17 protein-coding genes are annotated in these 18,383 nt (G+C 52.2%); 9 read left to right on the top strand and 8 right to left on the bottom strand.

The window, feature by feature from the left end:
- The first annotated feature begins 93 nt into the window (after nt 1-93).
- From LZ463_RS20380 to LZ463_RS20355, 6 genes are all read left to right on the top strand, one after another.
- A complete protein-coding gene (locus LZ463_RS20380) occupies nt 94-768 on the top strand; it encodes a response regulator (protein ID WP_241457860.1) in 675 nt (224 codons plus the stop codon).
- Nucleotides 768-2,192, top strand: coding sequence for a sensor histidine kinase (locus LZ463_RS20375; protein ID WP_241457858.1), 1,425 nt, complete (start codon nt 768-770; stop codon nt 2,190-2,192). Before LZ463_RS20380 ends, LZ463_RS20375 begins: the two co-directional genes overlap by 1 nt.
- A 120-nt stretch (nt 2,193-2,312) precedes the next feature.
- Nucleotides 2,313-2,627, top strand: coding sequence for a metal-sensitive transcriptional regulator (locus LZ463_RS20370; protein ID WP_241457856.1), 315 nt, complete (start codon nt 2,313-2,315; stop codon nt 2,625-2,627).
- A gap of 293 nt (nt 2,628-2,920) precedes the next feature.
- Nucleotides 2,921-3,682, top strand: a complete 762-nt coding sequence (locus tag LZ463_RS20365) for a substrate-binding periplasmic protein (protein ID WP_241457854.1) — start codon at nt 2,921-2,923, stop codon at nt 3,680-3,682.
- A gap of 393 nt (nt 3,683-4,075) precedes the next feature.
- Entirely contained in the window at nt 4,076-5,371 is a 1,296-nt protein-coding gene (locus tag LZ463_RS20360) for an AAA family ATPase (protein WP_241457852.1), read from the top strand.
- Between the two features lie 20 nt (nt 5,372-5,391).
- A complete protein-coding gene (locus LZ463_RS20355) occupies nt 5,392-5,898 on the top strand; it encodes a hypothetical protein (protein WP_241457850.1) in 507 nt (168 codons plus the stop codon).
- Nucleotides 5,899-6,081: 183 nt separating this feature from the next.
- Here the strand turns inward: LZ463_RS20355 and LZ463_RS20350 are convergent, their stop codons facing one another.
- Nucleotides 6,082-7,629: a B12-binding domain-containing radical SAM protein gene (locus LZ463_RS20350; RefSeq protein ID WP_241457848.1), complete on the bottom strand. Its 1,548-nt coding sequence runs from the start codon at nt 7,627-7,629 to the stop codon at nt 6,082-6,084.
- A 776-nt stretch (nt 7,630-8,405) separates the two neighbouring features.
- Here LZ463_RS20350 and LZ463_RS20345 point away from each other — a divergent pair.
- Complete coding sequence (locus LZ463_RS20345) at nt 8,406-8,729, top strand: hypothetical protein (protein ID WP_241457846.1); 324 nt, start codon at nt 8,406-8,408, stop codon at nt 8,727-8,729.
- A 246-nt stretch (nt 8,730-8,975) separates the two neighbouring features.
- Here the strand turns inward: LZ463_RS20345 and LZ463_RS20340 are convergent, their stop codons facing one another.
- The gene (locus LZ463_RS20340) at nt 8,976-9,995 is read right to left on the bottom strand and encodes an HDOD domain-containing protein (RefSeq protein WP_241457844.1); all 1,020 of its coding nucleotides are present in this window, start codon (nt 9,993-9,995) and stop codon (nt 8,976-8,978) included.
- 289 nt (nt 9,996-10,284) lie between these two features.
- On the opposite strand from LZ463_RS20340, the gene LZ463_RS20335 reads away from it, so the two are divergent.
- The gene (locus tag LZ463_RS20335) at nt 10,285-11,292 is read left to right on the top strand and encodes an alpha/beta hydrolase (protein ID WP_241457842.1); all 1,008 of its coding nucleotides are present in this window, start codon (nt 10,285-10,287) and stop codon (nt 11,290-11,292) included.
- Here the strand turns inward: LZ463_RS20335 and LZ463_RS20330 are convergent.
- A complete protein-coding gene (locus tag LZ463_RS20330; RefSeq protein WP_241457840.1) occupies nt 11,277-12,680 on the bottom strand; it encodes a glycoside hydrolase family 18 protein in 1,404 nt (467 codons plus the stop codon). The two genes, LZ463_RS20335 and LZ463_RS20330, sit on opposite strands and share 16 nt — an antisense overlap.
- Before the next feature lie 9 nt (nt 12,681-12,689).
- Here LZ463_RS20330 and LZ463_RS29240 point away from each other — a divergent pair, with 9 nt between their 5' ends.
- Complete coding sequence (locus LZ463_RS29240; protein WP_347176285.1) at nt 12,690-13,058, top strand: SlyX family protein; 369 nt, start codon at nt 12,690-12,692, stop codon at nt 13,056-13,058.
- A gap of 91 nt (nt 13,059-13,149) precedes the next feature.
- Here LZ463_RS29240 and LZ463_RS20320 read toward each other — a convergent pair whose 3' ends face one another.
- The 5 genes from LZ463_RS20320 to LZ463_RS20300 form a co-directional block, all read right to left on the bottom strand.
- Nucleotides 13,150-14,301 carry an ABC transporter substrate-binding protein gene (locus LZ463_RS20320; RefSeq protein ID WP_241457838.1) on the bottom strand — a complete coding sequence of 384 codons (1,152 nt, stop codon included), beginning with the start codon at nt 14,299-14,301 and terminating at the stop codon, nt 13,150-13,152.
- 37 nt (nt 14,302-14,338) lie between these two features.
- A complete protein-coding gene (locus LZ463_RS20315; protein WP_241457836.1) occupies nt 14,339-15,583 on the bottom strand; it encodes a cytochrome P450 in 1,245 nt (414 codons plus the stop codon).
- Nucleotides 15,584-15,651: 68 nt separating this feature from the next.
- Nucleotides 15,652-16,227 (bottom strand): DUF4399 domain-containing protein, encoded by a 576-nt coding sequence (locus LZ463_RS20310; RefSeq protein ID WP_241457834.1) that lies wholly within the window; start codon nt 16,225-16,227, stop codon nt 15,652-15,654.
- 85 nt (nt 16,228-16,312) lie between these two features.
- The gene (locus LZ463_RS20305) at nt 16,313-17,293 is read right to left on the bottom strand and encodes an MBL fold metallo-hydrolase (protein WP_241457832.1); all 981 of its coding nucleotides are present in this window, start codon (nt 17,291-17,293) and stop codon (nt 16,313-16,315) included.
- Between the two features lie 188 nt (nt 17,294-17,481).
- On the bottom strand, nt 17,482-18,333 hold the full coding sequence (locus LZ463_RS20300; protein WP_241457830.1) for an HDOD domain-containing protein: 852 nt from the start codon (nt 18,331-18,333) through the stop codon (nt 17,482-17,484).
- Nucleotides 18,334-18,383: the final 50 nt, after the last annotated feature.

Raw genomic sequence — 18,383 nt, 5'->3', positions numbered from 1 at the left:
GACGCTGTTCCAGCCTGCTGGTAGCCTAGAGGGGACGGAGTTATCAAGACTTAAACCCGAGGCTTCATATCAGGGCTGAACAGGCTTTTATTTATGCGCATACTTTTAGTTGAAGATCATCTTGAGTTGTCCCACTGGCTGGCCAAGGCCTTGCGTGATGCACACCTGACGGTAGAAACTGCTCTCAACGGTGCTGATGCCGATGCCCTGTTACATACACAAGAGTATGCCCTGGTCATCCTTGACCTGAGTCTGCCAAAAATGGATGGCATGGAAGTGTTAAAGCGCATGCGTGCGCGTGGCAGCAAGACCCCGGTGCTGATACTGACTGCCCGTGGCGGTCTGAATGATCGTGTGCAGGGCTTGAATTCCGGCGCCGACGATTACCTGCCCAAGCCCTTTGAGCTGGCCGAACTGGAAGCGCGGGTCAAGGCCCTGCTGCGCCGTGCCCAGGGCAATGAGGCCGTGACCCTGACTTGTGGGGCGCTCAGTTTTGATACGGTGAGCCGGCAGTTCCATTATGATGGGCAGGCCTTGTCGCTGACGCCGCGTGAATATGCAGTACTGGAAACCCTGATCAGCCGGCCCGGCCAGGCGGTCTCCAAGGACAAATTGTTTGATGAAGTATTTGCCCTTGATGACGACGCCAATCTCGATGCGATAGAAATATATATTCATCGCCTGCGCAAAAAGCTGGAGACAGTCAGTGCCGGCAAAGTGGTGATCGTCACCCTGCGCGGCATAGGTTATCTGCTGGAAGCGCGCTGATGGCCAGGCCCTACCGCCTGGGCAGTTTGCGCGGCCAGTTCTTGCGCTGGCTGCTGATACCCCTGGTCCTGCTGGTGGCCCTGAATGCCTTTTCCGTCTACCGCAATGCCCTGGATGCGGCAGACCTGGCGTATGACAGGTCACTATTGTCATCGGCACGCGCGCTGGCAGAGAGGGTGCAGATACTCGATGGCAAGGTTGTTGCCAATGTCCCCTATGTGGCGCTTGACAGTTTTGAAACCGATACGCTCGGTCGCCTGTATTACAAGGTCACTGGAGTCAATGGCGAATTTGTCTCGGGCTATGAAGACCTGCCTGACTTGCCCAAAAATGTACCGCGTTCTGAAATCTATCCGGCCCTGGTGCATTTCTTTCATGCAGACTACCAGGACCAGCCGGTCCGTATCGCGGCCTTGCATCAGCCGGTGTATGACGACCAGATGCGCGGCATTGCCCTGATAGAAGTGGGCGAAACCCTCGATGCCAGGCGTGGTCTGTCACGCAAGATACTGATCGATACCCTGTTGCGCCAGGCTGCGCTGGTACTGGCGGTGGCGCTGATGGTCTGGGTGGCCCTGCGTTTTGTACTGTCACCGATCATGCAATTGCGCGCCGATGTGGAGGCGCGCGAACCCACCGATCTGTCGGACTTTGACCCGAATGTCGTGCACAAGGAAATACGGCCGCTGGTCAATGCCATGAATGGTTACATGGCCCGTCTGCAGACCCTGATCAACGGGCAAAAGCGTTTCATTGCCGATGCTTCGCATCAGTTACGCACTCCGCTGACCGTCTTAAAGACCCAGGCTGAACTGGCCCTGCGGGAAAATGACCCGGTCGCCATGCGCCAGATCGTCGCCAGCATTGCCCAGACCACGGATGCCACCGTGCATCTGGCCAACCGTCTGTTGACACTGGCGCGCACCGGCCACGGTGCCGTTGCGGCTGAAGTCGACGATGCCCTGCTCAACCAGCTGGCCCAGCAGGTCTGCCTGGAACTGGCGATGCCGGCCGTGCGCAAGCAACTCGACCTGTCGCTGGAAGCCGACCAGGATGTGCCCTATCGTGGCCAGGCCCTGCTGCTCCATGAAATGCTCAGTAACCTGCTTGACAATGCCATACGCTATACCCCGGAGGGCGGGCGCATCGTCCTGCGTGTTTATCAGCAGGACGGCAAGGCTTGCATGGACCTGGAAGATAGCGGGCCCGGCATACCGGAAGCGGATCGCGAAAAAGTTTTTGAACCTTTTTACCGTGCTTCATCCAGCTCGGTCGTCAACCCGGGTGGCACGGGTCTGGGTCTGTGCATAGTGCATGATATTGTGCGCCTGCATGATGGCGAGGTCAGTCTTGATTACGCAGTGAAAACAGACCAGGACCGCCGGGGTCTGCTGGTAAAGATACGTTTGCCGCGACGGGCTTGATTGATACCAATATACTCGGTAGAGTATATGAAACGGCTGCACCCACAGGGGGCAGCACCACGACAAGACAGGATGCCGTAATGCGGTGCATGCGCGCATCGATCATCAAGGAGCAAGATCATGGCAGATACTGCCCCGCTGAAAATAGTGCAAGGTACAGCCCTGAGTGAGCAGCAGAAGAAAGACTTGCTACACAGGTTGGCGAGGGTAGAAGGACAATTGCGCGGCGTACAGAAATTGATCGCCAAGGCAGCTGTGCCTGCGGACTGCGAAGCAGTGGCGCAACAGATGTCTGCCGCCCGCAAGGCGCTTGACCGGTCTTTTGTCACCTTGCTGACCAGCGCAGTGGTGACGCATGCAGAAAAGGCGGATACGACCGAAGAAGCCGTCGCCAGTACCAGGCGCCTGGCCAGCCTGCTGGACAAATTTGCCTGATCAAATCCGATTGATGCGCCTGTTGATGACGGACTGAGCTAGTGGACTGTAACAGTAGAAAACAGAGTGCCTTCCGCTTGCGCGACGCCCATGACTGCGTTGCAAATGCTCGCGATAGTTCACTATCACTGTGCTTTGCGCCTTGTCCCGATCGCCGGGCAAGCGCCTTTCACTCCTGTTTCTACTGTTACAGTCCACTAGAGGCCATGATGATGTATTTTCATGCGAAGTCAGTATGGCGATTTCGCAGACTTGTGCAGTCTGTAGCGCATGCTTTGAAACTGCTGACATGTGTGGCACTGTTGCTGGCCTCGCCTGCGCCAATGGCGGCAGATGGGGGACAGAATGACAGGCTGGTGCTGCTGGTCAGGGAACTACGTAATGAAGCAGGCGACATCGTCCCCATACGCGATGAAATCCGTCAGTTGCTGAATTTTTTTGAACGCGAACTACAGGTGAAATTCGAGATCCGCCGTTATCCCTGGACGCGCTTGCTCAACAACGCCAGGAATGGCGAGGGCATCGTTTTCGGCCTGTCGAAAAACCGTGAGCGTTTGCAGGTTTTCCAGTTTTCTGAAGCTATCTATGCCAATTACGTCTGGTTGGTTACCCGCAGCGATGCCAGTTTTACTTATAACAGCATGCTGGACCTGAAAGGCAAGACTGTTGGCGTCGTGCGTGGTACCAGTTATGGTGATGATTTTGACAGTCAGCGCAATGTCTTGTTCCAGGTCGAAGAAGACACCAGTTCGAATGGCGCACGCCTTAAAAAACTGCTGAACAAGAGAATGGACGTCATGGCCTTTGGTGATCGCCGCTCGCAAGCGGATGAGGTGACGCAATTGCTGCAGAGGATTTTGCGCAATGAAACCTCGCAATCCGATAAATCCATGGAGCAGGGTTTCAAGGTCTTGCCCAAGCCCATGCTCATCGACGAATTGCATTTCGCCGCAGTCGGCCCCTACTATGACGAGGCGATACGCAGGCTCAATACCGCCATCCTGCACGGCAAAAGAAGTGGCGAGATCAGTCGCATACTGATCAGTGACAGATAATTATTCGTAATTTTTTTACCTGCGCCATCTTCGTTGCACGTTTTACTAGTGTAGCTATTTCTATGAGAGCTAAGTCAATTCCGACATTGGTTGCATCGGATCATTGTTTTTTAATATCAACTATGTTTACCGTTCAATGGCGAGTAGAGATAATTGTCAAATGCCAAACCTTTTTCCTTGATAGTACTTCATGGAATTTAATCTTTATATAAAGAAAACAACAAAAAATGATGAAAAAAATCAAAATCATTTTATGTCATGTATTATAAATTGATGTGGTTAAAAATATAATTAGCATGCTTATGTTTCTATTCATAGTAAACGTGTTTCCCCAGAGAGCTATACCTATATTTGCAATATTTCGCTATGCTCACTCTCTTCACGGAGAAAAAATTGAAAGCAGTATATTTAGATAATTACCGTGGATTTAAAGCTGAACTGATCCCCTTGCATTCGGTAAATTTTCTTGTTGGTGAAAATAGTACCGGTAAGACTTCTTTTTTGGCGGCACTTAAAGTTTTGGGGTCTGCGCGATTTTGGATTCGACCATCATTTAATGACCCTGATCTTCATTTTTCATCGTTTTCTGAGATCATGAGTAAGAAGTCAACAGATAAAAAATATTTTACTGTTGGTTATTATGACTCGACAAAAGTAAGCAATGAAAAAGGGGCAACGGTATTTCGGTTAATTACCTTTAAAAATGAAGAAGGACTACCTGTTGTACACAAATATAGTTTTTTGAGTCCTATAGGTTTAATCTCAACCGTTATTTCAAATGGGTCATTGCTATATAAAGTAATCGAAAGCAGCGATATTTCGGCAAAAAATTTGATTGAAATATGTACTAGTGAACATTTAGAAAGTCGATCGAAAGACTATAAGAAAATCTCTAAGAAAGGTTTTCCGAGACAGTTGTTTTTTGCCAATGCTTACCAATTTATTGTCGCTGATTTGGAGGGAAAGGATCTACTAAAGGGTAAAAAGACTTTTACATTTGAAATAGAAATTGATGCGCCTGAATGTCGATGGATAGCACCTATAAGAGCCAACCCAGAAAGAATATATTTGAACGAAGCATCAGAGTATTCTTCCGAAGGTAGCCACATCCCCAATATTTTGAATAAGTTGCTGGGGAAGACAGGTAAATCCAAAGAACCCAGAATGTCGGCAATCATTAAAGAGTTTGGAAAATCGAGTGGATTATTTGAATCTGTGAGTATTAAACGTTTTGGTAAAGAAGCGTCCTCACCATTTCAAATAAATGTAAATCTTGGTGGAAACGAATTACTGGTTTCGAATGTAGGTTATGGCGTGTCACAAGTATTGCCGATAATACTTGAAGCTAGGCGAAATTCTAGTGAAGAATTTATTGCAATTCAGCAGCCAGAAGTCCATCTTCATCCAAAGGCCCAAGCAGCACTGGGGGAGTTCATTTACAACGCGAGTGATAAGTCAAATAATAAATTTTTGATAGAAACACACAGTGATTATTTAATTGACAGATTCCGTCTTTGTACAAGTAAGGGAGAGTGTAAAGATGCGCAAGTGCTTTTTTTTGAAAGAACAAGCTTAGGAAATAAAGTGCACAGCATTGCTATAGATAGTGATGGTCGCTACCCTTTGGAACAACCGGAGCAATTCAGAGATTTTTTTCTTAGCGAACAACTTGAACTGATGAGGTTGTAGAAATGTGCTTAGTCATCGATATGAACGTCATCCCAGTAGTTTTTGATCCTTCATCAAAAAACCATGACATTTACAAACCTGTACTGGAATGGGTCATAAAAGGGAAGGGAAAAATGGTCTGTGGGGGAAGTAAATATTGGGAAGAATTAAGTCGACTCAAAAAATTCTTGAGTTATTTTAATGAATTGAATAAGGCAGGGAAAGTTGTAAAAGTGGACGATAATTTGGTTGACGAAAAAATGCGTGACTTAATGAATTTATGTGCGGATAAAGACTTTGATGACCCTCATATTGCGGCACTACTTATAGTTTCCGGATGCAAGGTATTGTGTAGCGAGGATGAACGATCTTATGATTATATGAGAGAAAAAAAATGGTTTGCTAGTTCCAAGAAATTCCCAAAAATAATTAAGAAAACTTCTTCAAAAAAGACAGCTGCAAATATTCTGTCGGAGCGATATATCGCTGATTGTTGCATGCCATGTTTGAAGTTAAAGAAAAAACAGGCAGAGCTACTTATGCCATAAAGTAAACGAAAGCACGGATTCGCATATCAATGCTATATGCCACTCCGGTTCGATATCCAAAATCTAAGGCAATATTCAGTTAATTTGAGTATTTCCTGTTTCCCCATCAAAGTTGGATCACCATTATTCTGCACCACTTTTTTTTCAAGTTGTTGTAGAGAGTATTTTTCAACATCTACTTATTCATGCCGCCAGATGGCGAGCCTGTCTTTGTGGCAGCGCCCGTGCAACTTGCGCTTCTTTTCTGGTTTGTCTTGCCTGTGGGCTGTCTTCTGTACTGACTCGTCCCTGCTTGTGCATGGCCTGCCCGGCATAATCATGCGACATGGTCGCATCCACTGTTTCAGCAGGCACAGCTTGTACCTGTCGCAACCATTTGCCAACCAGTGCTGCCAGCTTGTCCAGGGCTATCCTGTGGGTGGCATCGGTATTGGCAAACAACCAGTCTGACAAGGCCATGAAATTTTCGAACGGAGTCTGTGCCAGTATCAGTGGCAGGCTATGGCTAAACCGGCCGGAATTGGCAATCATGTCCCAGTAGCGGGCAAAACGTATCAGTCTTTGCATGTCGGCAAAACTGATGTCGCGGTTGGCCAGTATCGTATACGGTGGTTGTGGATCAAAGGCCAATTGATATTCTGTTGTGTGGCGAATAATCGGTGTGCCGCGCAAACGTTTCAGAATGCCGAACTGGATTTCATGCGGGCCCAGCGCCACCAATTTATCGAAGCCCTGCGCGAAGCTCTCCATGGTTTCACCGGGCAGGCCGGCGATCAGGTCCACATGTAAATGGGCATGTGAATGCTCGCACAGCCAGCGTATGTTCTCGGCAGCCTTGTCATTGTTTTGCTTGCGGCTGATCAGGGCCTGTACTTCGGGATTGAAGCTTTGTATGCCTATTTCAAATTGCAGGCTGCCTTCAGGGAATTTCTGTATGCCTTCTTTCAGGGCATCTGGCAGGTGATCAGGCACGACTTCAAAGTGGGCGAATACCGGGTCGTGTGGTGCTGCTTCCAGCTTGTCCAGGAAGAACTGCATGATCTTCAGACTGGTCTTGATATTCAGGTTGAAGGTACGGTCAACAAATTTGAACAGGCGTGCACCGCGCTGATACAGACTTTCCATCTCTTGCAGGAAGAGATCAATGTCAAAAGGCCAGGCAGTCTTGTCCAGCGCCGACAGGCAGAACTCGCATTTGAAGGGACAACCACGCGAAGCTTCCACATACAGGGTGCGGTGGCGTATGTCATGGTCGCTGTACAACTGGTAAGGCAGCTTGATATCGGCCATCGGTGGCTGCATACCTGCATGGACTTTCATCAGCGGTTGCGGACCATGGAGGATTTGCTGACACAGGGAAGGGAAAGTGACATCGCCCCAGCCAGTGATGACATAGTCGGCCAGGCGTATGATTTCCTGGTCACCGGTTTCATGCGACACTTCTGGCCCGCCCAGCACCACCACCACATCGGGCGCAACACGTTTCAGGACAGCGACGATCTGCGTGGTTTCCACCACGTTCCAGATATACACACCAAAGCCGACGATGAACTTTTCACCGGCGGGGCGCAGCGCCAGGATTTTTTCGACGATGTCCGTACTGCGAGCACCGATGACGAATTCCTGGATACGGGTGACGGCCTGCAGCTCACCCATGTTTGCAAGCAGGTAACGCAGTCCCAGAGAGGCGTGGGCATAGCGGGCATTCAGGGTGGTCAGCAGGATAGTCATGGCGGTGTGGCTGGCAAAAGGCGGGAACAGCTAAAACCGCTATTGTACGCCTGTCGTGGCTAGCCACACTATCAGGTGTGCCTGGCGCGATACGCATCGGTCGCGCCGGTGAATGTGATGACTGGTCCAGGTCTTCAGTCTTTGGTGCTGGTCACGAACTTGATGTCTTTACTGACAGCGCATGCTGATAATGCACGTTGCAAGATAAAGCACAATAAAACTTCAAAAAAATTGCTAAAACAGGTAATGCTCAGTCAGTCAGTGCAGCGGTCAGCATGACAATCGTGGCCAGCAATTGGGCAAAAACGATAACGGTGATCATGTGTATTTCCTTTGTTGATTAATAACAATGCCATGATAAAAGAAGGAAAGTTGTTGATCCAATCACATGTTCAGATGTCTGTTATATCAATTATGAATGTCATTGATATGTAATATTCTCATTTCACATGAATGTAATAAGCAAATCCAGCTAGCCTGGCCAGTACTTCTCTTGAGCGGGCGATTGAAAATGGGCCCGCCATGCTGTATGGCAGATGCAAGCCCCTGGTCTGAATATTGATGTGGGTCGGTTAGCTGGAGTATCTATTCATGCGCCATTTTTTGCCCTGGCTTCCGCTGATATTCCGTGCCGGGGCCGACTCGGAAAAAATGTTTGATGAAGTCTTTTTTACACTTCATTCTGCGATTTATGCATTTCGTCGCATGCCCCTCGCAGCTTGACGAAGCAAAGACTACAGTACACACATCAACCAACCACTGAAGAGGAAAATGAAATGAAAAACACATCCAAAAACACATTCAAAAACGGCGTGATCCTGTCTGTAGCCTTGCTGACTGGCGCACTCGCAATCAGCTCCGCATTCACCCAGGTCAATGCGAATGAAAGCCATGATATCGCCAGCGTGACTATCGTCGGCAAGCGTATGACCGAAGACCAGAAACTGGCTTTTGATGCTGCACAAGACATGACACAGACAGTATTGATCAGTGCCAAAAGACTGACTGCAGAGCAAAAACAGGCGATGGATATGGAAGACCAGTTTGCGCGTCAGCAAGTCGCACAGAAAGAGGCTGCTCGCAAGCAAATTCAAGGCTGATACTGATGGAAATCGGGATCATGCGCAAAGCCGCCGCAGTAAAACCAGTGACTGGCAGCAGGCTAAAAAAACGGCAAGACCAGGCTTTATATTCATGTTGACGGCCCGTTTTTAAAACAAAGATTTTCGCAGGCAATACAGCATCTTGTACGGAAGTTTTTGTTTTGAGAATGGGCCTTGGCATGAGCAGGAATCCGGTCAGTCAAGCCAGTCAATCAATGAAAAAAGTGTGCGGAGCCTGGAGATTCAGGTTTCCCCTTCACGCGCATGCAGTGCTGAAAAACAGCGCTGTATTTGTGCATCTGTACTCAGTTGCAGACCCTCATCGTCTTTATTGCAGACGCCGGCATTCACCATCTGACTGAGTTTGCTGATGTCGCTGGCCTGTCTGACTACCAACCCCAGACCTTGCAGTGGACTTTCATGACTGACCTGGTCCTTCAAGGCACCCATGACGGCTTCAGGGAAATCCCATTCCCTGGAAATGCGATAAGACAAGATATGAGCCATGTGGAAAAAACGCAAGCGAAATGCCGTCGCCAGCGGCATGGTCGGGCTGGTCATGATCTGATCCAGCGCACGGAAGGCGATGATCAGACCAATGTTTTGCAACAGGCCGGCCAGGTAGGCATGGAAGGCATCGAGCCCTCTTTCCTGCGCCAGCTGTCGGCAGGCTTGTGCGCATTTTTCTGACTGTTCCCAGATCAGGGGCGCCACTACGCTGGTGACATGACCTGCCTGCAGTTGTATCAGCGGGCGAAAAGCCGTGCGCGCTACCAGCATGCGCAAGCCATTGATACCGAGCAGGCGTATCGCGTTATCGAGATTGCTGATTTTGTCCGCCGGGCTGTAATAGGAGCTGTTGACCTCACTGATGATTTCAGCCACCAGGCTGACATCCTTGGCGATATGGCCGGCCAGTTCGTCGCCTGATACGTATTCATTGCGCAGGCTTTTCAGCAATTGCGGCAAGACGCTGGGTACGCGTGGTATATGCCGCGTGTCACTGAAATCAGCCCGGCACAGTCGTTCCAGCGCCACCAGCAAGGGTTTTTCAGCACCATTGCTGACCTGGCTGGCAAAACGACCAAGCAGCCAGGGGTAAAAGCGCGAATCCACGTCGAAGGCTGCCTGCCATTCTGTGCTGGCAGGCGCATCGCTTTCTGATGCAGGTACTGTCTCGGAAGTGGCCGGTTGTGACGCCGGTTCTGCCGTTTGACCGGACGGTGGCGACATGCCAAACAAGCGGCGCAAAAATGTCAGCACTGAACCTCCGGCTGAGGGGCCTGGCTGGCTGTTGGCGATATGGCAAGCATGCAGTTTTGCGTCGACATGTCTGGGTTGTTCCAGTGCTTGTTTTTGACCGGGTTTTCATATATTCGCATAAACCCGGGTTGATATGCACGTATGCCGTGATCAGGTATGGTATTTACATGTCGAAATACGGCATTACAAGTTGTTGCATAAATTGACTGGAGTAGCCACCCTCACTTTTCATAAGATATCCATAGTCGCTTTTTTGTCATGCAGCCAGGTTGCCATTGAGGAGTTGAATATGAGCCGTTCGTCAAACATCACATCGCTTTGCCGCTATGGATTGCCAGGGCTGGCGCTCGGCCTTGCCAGCATGCTGATCTTGCCTTCAGCCCATGCCGGAACCTTGCGCGACAAAATCATGGAGCGCCGACAGGAAAGACAGGAGCAAAAAGCGGCAAAGGCTGCAGAGCCGAATGACTTGAGTGACGCAGAAACAACGAACATGACTGCCGACGGTTTGCCAGCCGGTACCAAAGTGTTGCGCGACCTTGCCTATGGCAGTGACCGCAGGCAGACCATGGATGTGTATCTGCCGGCAGATGCCGCCGCGCATAAAGACATGCCGGTGATCCTGATGGTGCATGGTGGCGCCTGGAAAACAGGCAACAAGACTGCCCGTGGCGTGGTGGAAAACAAGGCGGCACACTGGTTGCCAAAAGCCTATGTTTTCATATCGATCAATTACCGCATGTTGCCCGGTACCGGGCCGCTGGAACAGGCCGACGATGTGGCCAAAGCCATGGCCTATGCACAAAGCCATGCAGCAGAATGGGGTGGTGCGCGTCAGCGCTTCATCCTGATGGGGCATTCAGCCGGGGCGCATCTGGTCGCGCTGCTGGCGAGTTCGCCCGGTATTACCGGTACGGCCGGTGTTTCACCCTGGCTGGCAACGGTCGCTCTCGACAGTGCGGCCTACGATATCAGCAAGATCATGGAACAAAAACATTATCGTTTCTACGATGAAGCCTTTGGCAGCGAACCCGGCTATTGGCAAGCCAGTTCACCGACGCTGCAATTGCAGAAAGCCGGCGCACCCTTCATGGCGGTTTGTTCCAGCCAGAGACCGGACAAACCCTGCCTGCAAGCCGATGCCTTTGTCCAGAAAGCCCGGTCGCTGGGCATGCAGGCGCAATTATTGCCGCAAGCATTGAGCCATGGTGAGATCAATAAAAACCTCGGCCTCAACAACGCCTATACCGCTGCGGTAGACAGCTTTTTGAAGAATGTCGATCAGTCCCTGCCCTGATAGTGCAGTCCGCCGCTGAGTTTGACTTTGACAGACTTGCCGGACAGGCCCTGGTGCAGGCTACGCAATAAACTGCCCTGTTCATCATCCTGACCCAGGTGCCAGAACATGGCGCCTGCCAGCCTGTATTTTTTGATGTAGGCAGTTTTGTAGGCGAATGACTCTTCATCATCATAGCTGACAAAAATCTTTTCAGCCTGGTTGTATAACCAGGGTACCTTGGTGTCTTCGCCAAAGAAGCGTACATAGCCAGCTTTGGCTGCCAGCATTTTTTTGATGTCGGCATACGTCGCCAGGCGCGGGTCCTTGCGGGCAGTGCAGGCATCGCAGGCTTTCAACAAACCGGGGTCACCCTGGTAGACATCACCAGCCGGTGTCACAAACGCCTGGTGCAGGCCCTGCTTGTCGGCGGTAACCTGGAAAAAAGCCCGGCCATAAAACGGCAGGCCCAATACCAGCTTGCTGGCAGGGACTCCTGCTTGCAGGTATTGCTGGACGGCAGCATCGACCGTCAATGCAAACGGTGAAGGGAAACGTTTTTCCAGCTCTGTTGAAGACAGTGCCGGCTCGAATGGCAATGCCCGCAAGGGATTGTCAAAGAGATGCTCACCCGCCGCGCCATACAGGTGGGCATTGTGGTTGGTCTGCTTTTCCCAGGGGCCGTTCAGGTCATAAGTCATCAGATTGATGTAATCAAGTTGGGCGGCTATCTGTGGCAAGTGCAGGTAGGTGCGCGCCATGTTGAAAGCGCCGCCGGCAGCAGCGATGGTCAACTGATAAGCCGGTTTACCGGGACCTTGTACCTGTTGTAGCTGCTGACGGATTTCTTTGAGTAGGGCGACAAAATTCTGTGCGTCTTCCTTGCGCGGATATTCCCAGTCTATGTCTATGCCATCAAAACCATACTCACGCATGAAGGCGACGCAGGACTGCGCCAGCTTCTGCCGGGATGCACCGCTGGCGGCAGCCAGGCGGTAACGTTCTACGGTGGGGCTGTCATCATTGGTATAGGCCCAGCCGCCGATGGAAAACAGCACATGCAAACCGGTATTGTATTTTTTTAATGCCTGCAGTTCTCCAAAGACCTTGCGCGCCATGTCAGGATTGGTGCCGTCTTCCAGTGCGCACTGACCTTGCTCATTGATATTCAAAAAAGAATAGTTGATATGAGTGAGCATGCGCGCCTTGTCCGGCGTGATGGCAGATACAGGGAAATCAATCTTGCCCTGGTCATAGTTGTTGATCTGGTCTTTTTCCAGCAGGTAATAGCCGATGACGACAGGTTTGCTGACTGGAGCAGCCTGACTGAGCGGGCTCAGGCATAAGACCAGTGTGGATAACAGGCCCTTGATCAGGCTACGGTAGTGGTGATGGTGAGTATTTTTCATGGCCCAAGCATGCAAGTGCAGTCAAACCGGGTCAACAGGTTTTTGCACGGCACCGCTTTGGTGCATACCACTTTGCCAGCCAGCCTGAACCTCATGCATACCAGTGCACAGCCTGACCTGACTGGTATGGCATACTGTGCACTTATTTTGAATGAGGGCAGCATCATGACGACAGAAGAAAGATTGATCGACCTGGAAATACGCCTGACCCGCCAGGACGACCTGGTCGATACCCTCAATACCCAAGTGTATCGCCAGCAAAAGAAAATCGATGAGCTCGAAGCCCTGTGTTCTGCCCTGGCAGCACGTTTGCGTGAACTGGCGGTGACGGCGAGTCAGCGGACTGCGGTAGTGGATGAGAGACCGCCGCATTATTGACAGCGGTCTAATCTGCTTGCCATTTCTGTATTGATTTTGTCAACAGGCCGTATCTGAATTAACCTCATTCCTGCACAGGCAGGAAGATTGTTTACTCCGCCTGATAAACCCATTTCCCGCCTTTGATCTGCACCATCACGCGCGCCCGCTGGTCCAGGCCCAGGTGGTCGGATTTGTTCATGTTGACGACGCCATTGGTGGTGGCCAGGCCCTGGGTGGCTTCCAGTGCATCGCGCAGGGCGGCGCGGAACTCAGCCGTACCTGGCGCTGCCTTTTTCAGGGCGACGGGGATAGCCTGTTGCAGCAGCAGGCCGGCGTCCCAGGCATAAGAGGCAAAGGCAGCCAGGCTGCCGGCGCCATAGGCTGTTTCAAATTTGTTGGAGAAATCGAGCGCGGCTTTTTTGACGGGGTTATGGTCAGCCAGCTGTTTCGCTACCATCACCGGGCCGGTGGGCAAATAGGTGGCGTCACAGTCCTTGCCGCAGACGCGCAGGAAGTCGCTGTTGGCGACGCCATGGTTATGATAGATGCGGCCTTTGTAGCCGCGTTCTGCCAGAGTCTTGGGCGGCAGGGCTGCCGGTGTGCCGGATGCGCCGACGACGATGGCGTCGGGGTTGCCCGCCATCAGCTTCAGCACCTGGCCTACCACGCTGTTGTCATTGCGGCTGTAACGTTCGGTGGCAACGACCTTGATTTTTTTCAGCTCTGCATACTTTGTCACTTCAACCAGGAAGGCTTCGCCCAGTGCATCAGAAAAACCGATGAAGCCCATGGTCTTGACGCCCTTTTTGCTCATGTCTTCAGCGATGGCGATCGCCATCATGGTATCGGTTTGTGGTGTCTTGAACATCCAGGCGCGGTTGGCATCCATGGGTTCGATGATGCGGTTGCTTGATGCCAGGCTGATCGCCGCTGTCTTGCCTTCGCCAATCACAGGCAGCATGGCGAGGGAGTTCGGCGTGGTGGTGGAACCGATAATGGCATCAACCTTTTCTTCGGATATCAGCTTGCGCGTATTGGTGACAGTCTGTGTCGTGTCAGAGGCATCATCGAGCACGATGTAGTCGACTTTTTTGCCGGCGATTTCCCTGGGCAGCATGGCGATCGCATTTTTCTCGGGTATGCCCAATGACGCCGCCGGGCCGGTTGATGAGATGGTGACGCCTATCCTGATCTGTGCCTGGGCAGAAAGGCTGGCGCAGAGCAGGCCGCTGGTCAGGGCAAGCAGTTTGATCTTGTTCATGTTGTCTCCGGTTTTTGTTGTGGATTTATTGTGATGATTATTTTTGCAGCTTGCAAGGTACTGACAGAAACCCACGGAAGCGCGCGCGTCCACCCCTGACAGGTGTTGCTGTCAATTGATAGTCAGGGAAACGCGCCAGCAGGCGCGAAATGGCCACCCTGCCCTCCAGCCTTGCCAGGAACATGCCGGCACACTGGTGTATGCCAGAAGCAAAGGCCAGATGACGGTTGGGGTTGCGGCTGATGTCAAGCCGGTCGGGTTCAGGGAATTGCTGCGGGTCGCGGTTGCCTGCCCCTATGCACAGACTGATGCGGCTGCCTGCAGCGATGTCGACATCACCTATGCGGGTATCAACCGTGGTGATGCGGTTGCCAAGCTGGTTGGAACTTTCAAAGCGCAGGAATTCTTCGATGGCGGTGCTGATCAGTTCAGGCTGGGCAATCAGCCTGGCTTTTTGTTCGGGCCATTCCAGCAAGGCGACCAGGCCGTTGCCGATCAGGTTGGTGGTGGTTTCATGGCCGGCATTGAGCAGGAAGACGCAGTTCTGCAAGAGCTCGGTCTCCGTCAGTTTTTCCCCATCGGCTTCGCCTTCGATCAGGCGCGTCAGCATATCGGCTTTCGGGTCACCGGGATGCAGCCTGCGGTCAGCGACCAGCGCCTTGAGGTAGTCAAGGAATTCGGTCACGCACTGGTTGGCATGGGCAAAGAATTCAGGCGTAATCGCCGGTTCCAGCGCACCGAGTATCGCCAGCGACCATGCCCGCAAGGGCTCGCGCTCATCATGCGGTACGGCCAGCAGGTTGCCGATGATTTCTACCGGTATGGCAGAGGCAAAATCACTGATCAGGTCTGCTCCGGGTTTGCCTGCCATCTGGTCAAGCAGACTGTCCACCAGCTGTATCAGGCCGGTTTCGGTATTCGCCATGGCGGCAGGCGTCAGCCCGCCCATGATCAACCTGCGCACGCGGGTATGCAGGGGCGGGTCATTGAAGACCAGGCTGGTCGTGTGGTGTTCGTACAGCAGTGAATCGCCATAGCGCGGCTTGAATTCCAGTTTTTTATCCGAGCTGAAGGTTTTGGCATCCTTGTAGACCTGCATCAGGTCAGCATAGCGTGTCAGCAGATAAGAGCCGTCGGGCATCTTGCGCACCGGGCTATGTTCACGCAGTGCATGGTAATAGGGATAGGGGTTGTGGTAGAAGTCGTCAGGCAGGTGCCGCAGGTCAAAATCGTCCGGCAGAACCGGACAGGCAGTTGCGGTGTGCTGATACGCAGTCGTCATGTATAAGCTCGGCAAAGGACAGAGTTTGCACTGTGTCCGATTTGCCGGGTGCTGTCAATCAGCTTGATTTACTGCGTTTTTTCCAGCACGACGATATTGATTTCTTTGCTGGAAATGTAGTAAGGCACATGCTTGTGATCGGCAAACAGCAGGCGCAAGGTATGTTTGCCTGGCGGCAGGTCAAGCAGGGTCTCGGTTTCACCCTTGCCGAAATGCTTGTAATGCTGGTGGGCAAATTCGTTGGGTTTGTCGAATGGGATGGGGGCCTTGATGTCCACTGGCATGGGCATGTCTATCAGGATATGGTGATGCCCGGTATCAGGGATATCGCCGGCGACCACGGGCGCCACGCCCATGCCGGTGACGGCAAAGGCGACACGGAATGGTGATTTGACCTGATCACCATCCTTGATATTGACGAAATAGGCGGTTTTTTCGCCAACAGGAAAAGGTCGCGTGCGTTCGGAAGCGCTGATGCCGCTGATGATGGAATCGGTATCGACTTTTTCCTTGCTAGTCTTGTCTTTGGCCTTGGCTGTTGTTGCAGTGGATGTCTGTGCAGCAGCAAATGCCGTCAATAGCGCCATGACTGCCAGCAGTGCTGCACTTTTCAAATACCTGCTTTGTTTCAGCGTGATCGTCATACCGACTGACTCCGTGGGACTGAAGATAGCGTGTACCCCGGCGTGGCTGCCGACAGTGCGGCCTTGACCGGGGTAACGTCCATGATTATGGCAATGGAGCGTAGTTCAACGGCATCCAGGCATAGCCTTTGCCTTCCTTGCGGATATAACCTACGCCAGGGAAGGACAGGTGGGCTGCGCCAACCATGTAGGAATGCTCGGCCGCGTCAGAATAGGCTTTTTGCCTTTGGGCATAGGCAGCCTTGCTGTCACTGTCGAACTGTATGGTGACTGAAGGTTCTTCAAACTGTACCGCAGCGACGTGCATCAGGTCTCCCCACAGCACCAGGGTCTGGCCCTTGCTTTCCACCTTATAGATGCTGTGGCCCGGTGTGTGGCCATGACTGGCAACGGCTTTGACGCCGGGTACCAGTTCCGTGTCGCCTTCGAAAGGTTTGAGTTTGCCGGCCTGTATATAGGGTTTCAGGATGGCCATGGCTTTTTCAAAGCTGCCTTTGGCGTCCGCACTGGCCTTGTCCATATTGGCCTGGCTCAGCCAGTAATCGGTGTCATGCTGGTCTATGCGTATGATGGCATTCGGGAAGGCCGCCTTGTCACCGTCAGCCAGACCGCCGATATGGTCGGTATGCATATGGGTGATATAGATTTCATCAATCTGGTCAGACGTGTAACCGGACGCTTTCAGGTTGGCCTGCAGCTTGCCCAGTGTCGGGCCAAAGAAGGTGCCGGCACCACTGTCTATCAAGACCAGCTTGCTGCCGGTATTGATCAAAAAGCCATTGACCGATGTTACCAGCGGGCTTTGCTGGTGGTATTTGGCCAGGGCCTTGCCGACTTTTTCAGGTGTGGTATTGGTCAGCAGTTTGTCGACCGGCAGCGGTACGGTGCCGTCAGACAGCACGGTCACTTCAAAATCACCGAGCATGCTGCGATAAAAGCCGGGTGCCGAGGTCTTTGCCATCGGGGCGGCGGCGAGCGCATTGCTTGCCGGCAGGCTCAGGGTGGCAATTGCTGCCATCATGCTGGAAGTCAACAGGCTGGTACTGAAAAGGCGTTTCAATGGCATGGTATTTTCCTTGGTTAAGTGACTGGTCTGGGCGTACCGGGACATGTGCACCATACGCTACTTGCCCCGGTTGATGGGGCAGGCAGGCGGACAGGTGCAATAATTATGCGACAAGTATTATGCCGATATTTTTGAAAACTTGTTGAGCAGGAGTTAATTTCTGGCTGGCAGCAAAAAAACTGGCAGTGTCAGCTGATCAGGGTGGCAGTCAGCGCATCGACTTCTTCGGCCGATTCGGTCAGTATGGTCAGCAGTGTGCCATCGCCTACGGCAAAGTCGATTTCAGACGCTGCCTGGCGTATGCTTTCAGGTGACCGTACGTCCAGCGGCGAGGGGACGGCCGCCAGTTCATTGGCCAGCAGCAGGGTGTCACCCAAGGTCTCGGGTGGCATGACGCGCATGCCATACCACAGCGCTTCAACGGCACTGACGACACGTTTGGGCACCAGCAGTTTGTTCAGTACGGCCCGGCCTATGAAGGTTTCGTCAGTTTCCGCCAGCGGGTCTGCTGGCGCGTCTGGGCCAGTCATCTCCAGCAGGGCAGGGAATTCCTGGGCGCGCGACAGCAGGTAAAAACCGCCGACTTCGTGGACGATGCCGGCAAACAAGGCAGTTTCTGCATCGACCTTGCTGACCTTGCGTGCTATCAGGTGCGCCAGCGCAGCAACATAAGCGGAGTGGCGCCATAAGGCATCCATCTTGGCGCGTATGGCCTTGTCAGAGACGGCGGCGCTCAACTGGCGCATGACGACGGCTGCCGTCACCGAGCGCAGGGTATTAAAGCCGAGTATGGTAATGGCAGTACGGATATTGGTGACGCCGCCGCCAAAGCGGTTATAGGCTACAGAATTGGCAATGGCAACCACGCGGGCTGACATCAGGGGTTCGGTCATGACCAGTTTTGCTGCCGTTTCTATGCCGCAATCAGGGTCGTCGAGTGCCTGTTGTATCTTCAATGAGGCATTCACATTGGTGGGGAACACCAGATCGCCCTTGCTGGCCTGTGCAACAATACTCTTTAATGCTTCCTGCTTGTTCATAGTGTGTATGTCGGAGCAGACCTGAAGCAAGGCGCTGCTCCACACTGTCC

Origin of the sequence: Undibacterium paludis (genome assembly GCF_022568815.1) — a bacterium.
Lineage (GTDB): Bacteria > Pseudomonadota > Gammaproteobacteria > Burkholderiales > Burkholderiaceae_D > Undibacterium.
This window is presented reverse-complemented; position numbering and strand designations above follow the sequence as displayed.

What these genes read in the sequence shown, in the direction of transcription:
- LZ463_RS20315 (WP_241457836.1), bottom strand. Translation starts at nt 15,583, where the DNA reads ATGACGACTGCGTATCAGCACACCGCAACTGCCTGTCCGGTTCTGCCG.
- LZ463_RS20350 (WP_241457848.1), bottom strand. Translation starts at nt 7,629, where the DNA reads ATGACTATCCTGCTGACCACCCTGAATGCCCGCTATGCCCACGCCTCT.
- LZ463_RS20310 (WP_241457834.1), bottom strand. Translation starts at nt 16,227, where the DNA reads ATGACGATCACGCTGAAACAAAGCAGGTATTTGAAAAGTGCAGCACTG.
- LZ463_RS20345 (WP_241457846.1), top strand. Translation starts at nt 8,406, where the DNA reads ATGAAAAACACATCCAAAAACACATTCAAAAACGGCGTGATCCTGTCT.
- LZ463_RS20375 (WP_241457858.1), top strand. Translation starts at nt 768, where the DNA reads ATGGCCAGGCCCTACCGCCTGGGCAGTTTGCGCGGCCAGTTCTTGCGC.
- LZ463_RS20305 (WP_241457832.1), bottom strand. Translation starts at nt 17,293, where the DNA reads ATGCCATTGAAACGCCTTTTCAGTACCAGCCTGTTGACTTCCAGCATG.
- LZ463_RS20370 (WP_241457856.1), top strand. Translation starts at nt 2,313, where the DNA reads ATGGCAGATACTGCCCCGCTGAAAATAGTGCAAGGTACAGCCCTGAGT.
- LZ463_RS29240 (WP_347176285.1), top strand. Translation starts at nt 12,690, where the DNA reads ATGCAAGTGCAGTCAAACCGGGTCAACAGGTTTTTGCACGGCACCGCT.
- LZ463_RS20380 (WP_241457860.1), top strand. Translation starts at nt 94, where the DNA reads ATGCGCATACTTTTAGTTGAAGATCATCTTGAGTTGTCCCACTGGCTG.
- LZ463_RS20320 (WP_241457838.1), bottom strand. Translation starts at nt 14,301, where the DNA reads ATGAACAAGATCAAACTGCTTGCCCTGACCAGCGGCCTGCTCTGCGCC.
- LZ463_RS20355 (WP_241457850.1), top strand. Translation starts at nt 5,392, where the DNA reads ATGAACGTCATCCCAGTAGTTTTTGATCCTTCATCAAAAAACCATGAC.
- LZ463_RS20330 (WP_241457840.1), bottom strand. Translation starts at nt 12,680, where the DNA reads ATGAAAAATACTCACCATCACCACTACCGTAGCCTGATCAAGGGCCTG.
- LZ463_RS20335 (WP_241457842.1), top strand. Translation starts at nt 10,285, where the DNA reads ATGAGCCGTTCGTCAAACATCACATCGCTTTGCCGCTATGGATTGCCA.
- LZ463_RS20300 (WP_241457830.1), bottom strand. Translation starts at nt 18,333, where the DNA reads ATGAACAAGCAGGAAGCATTAAAGAGTATTGTTGCACAGGCCAGCAAG.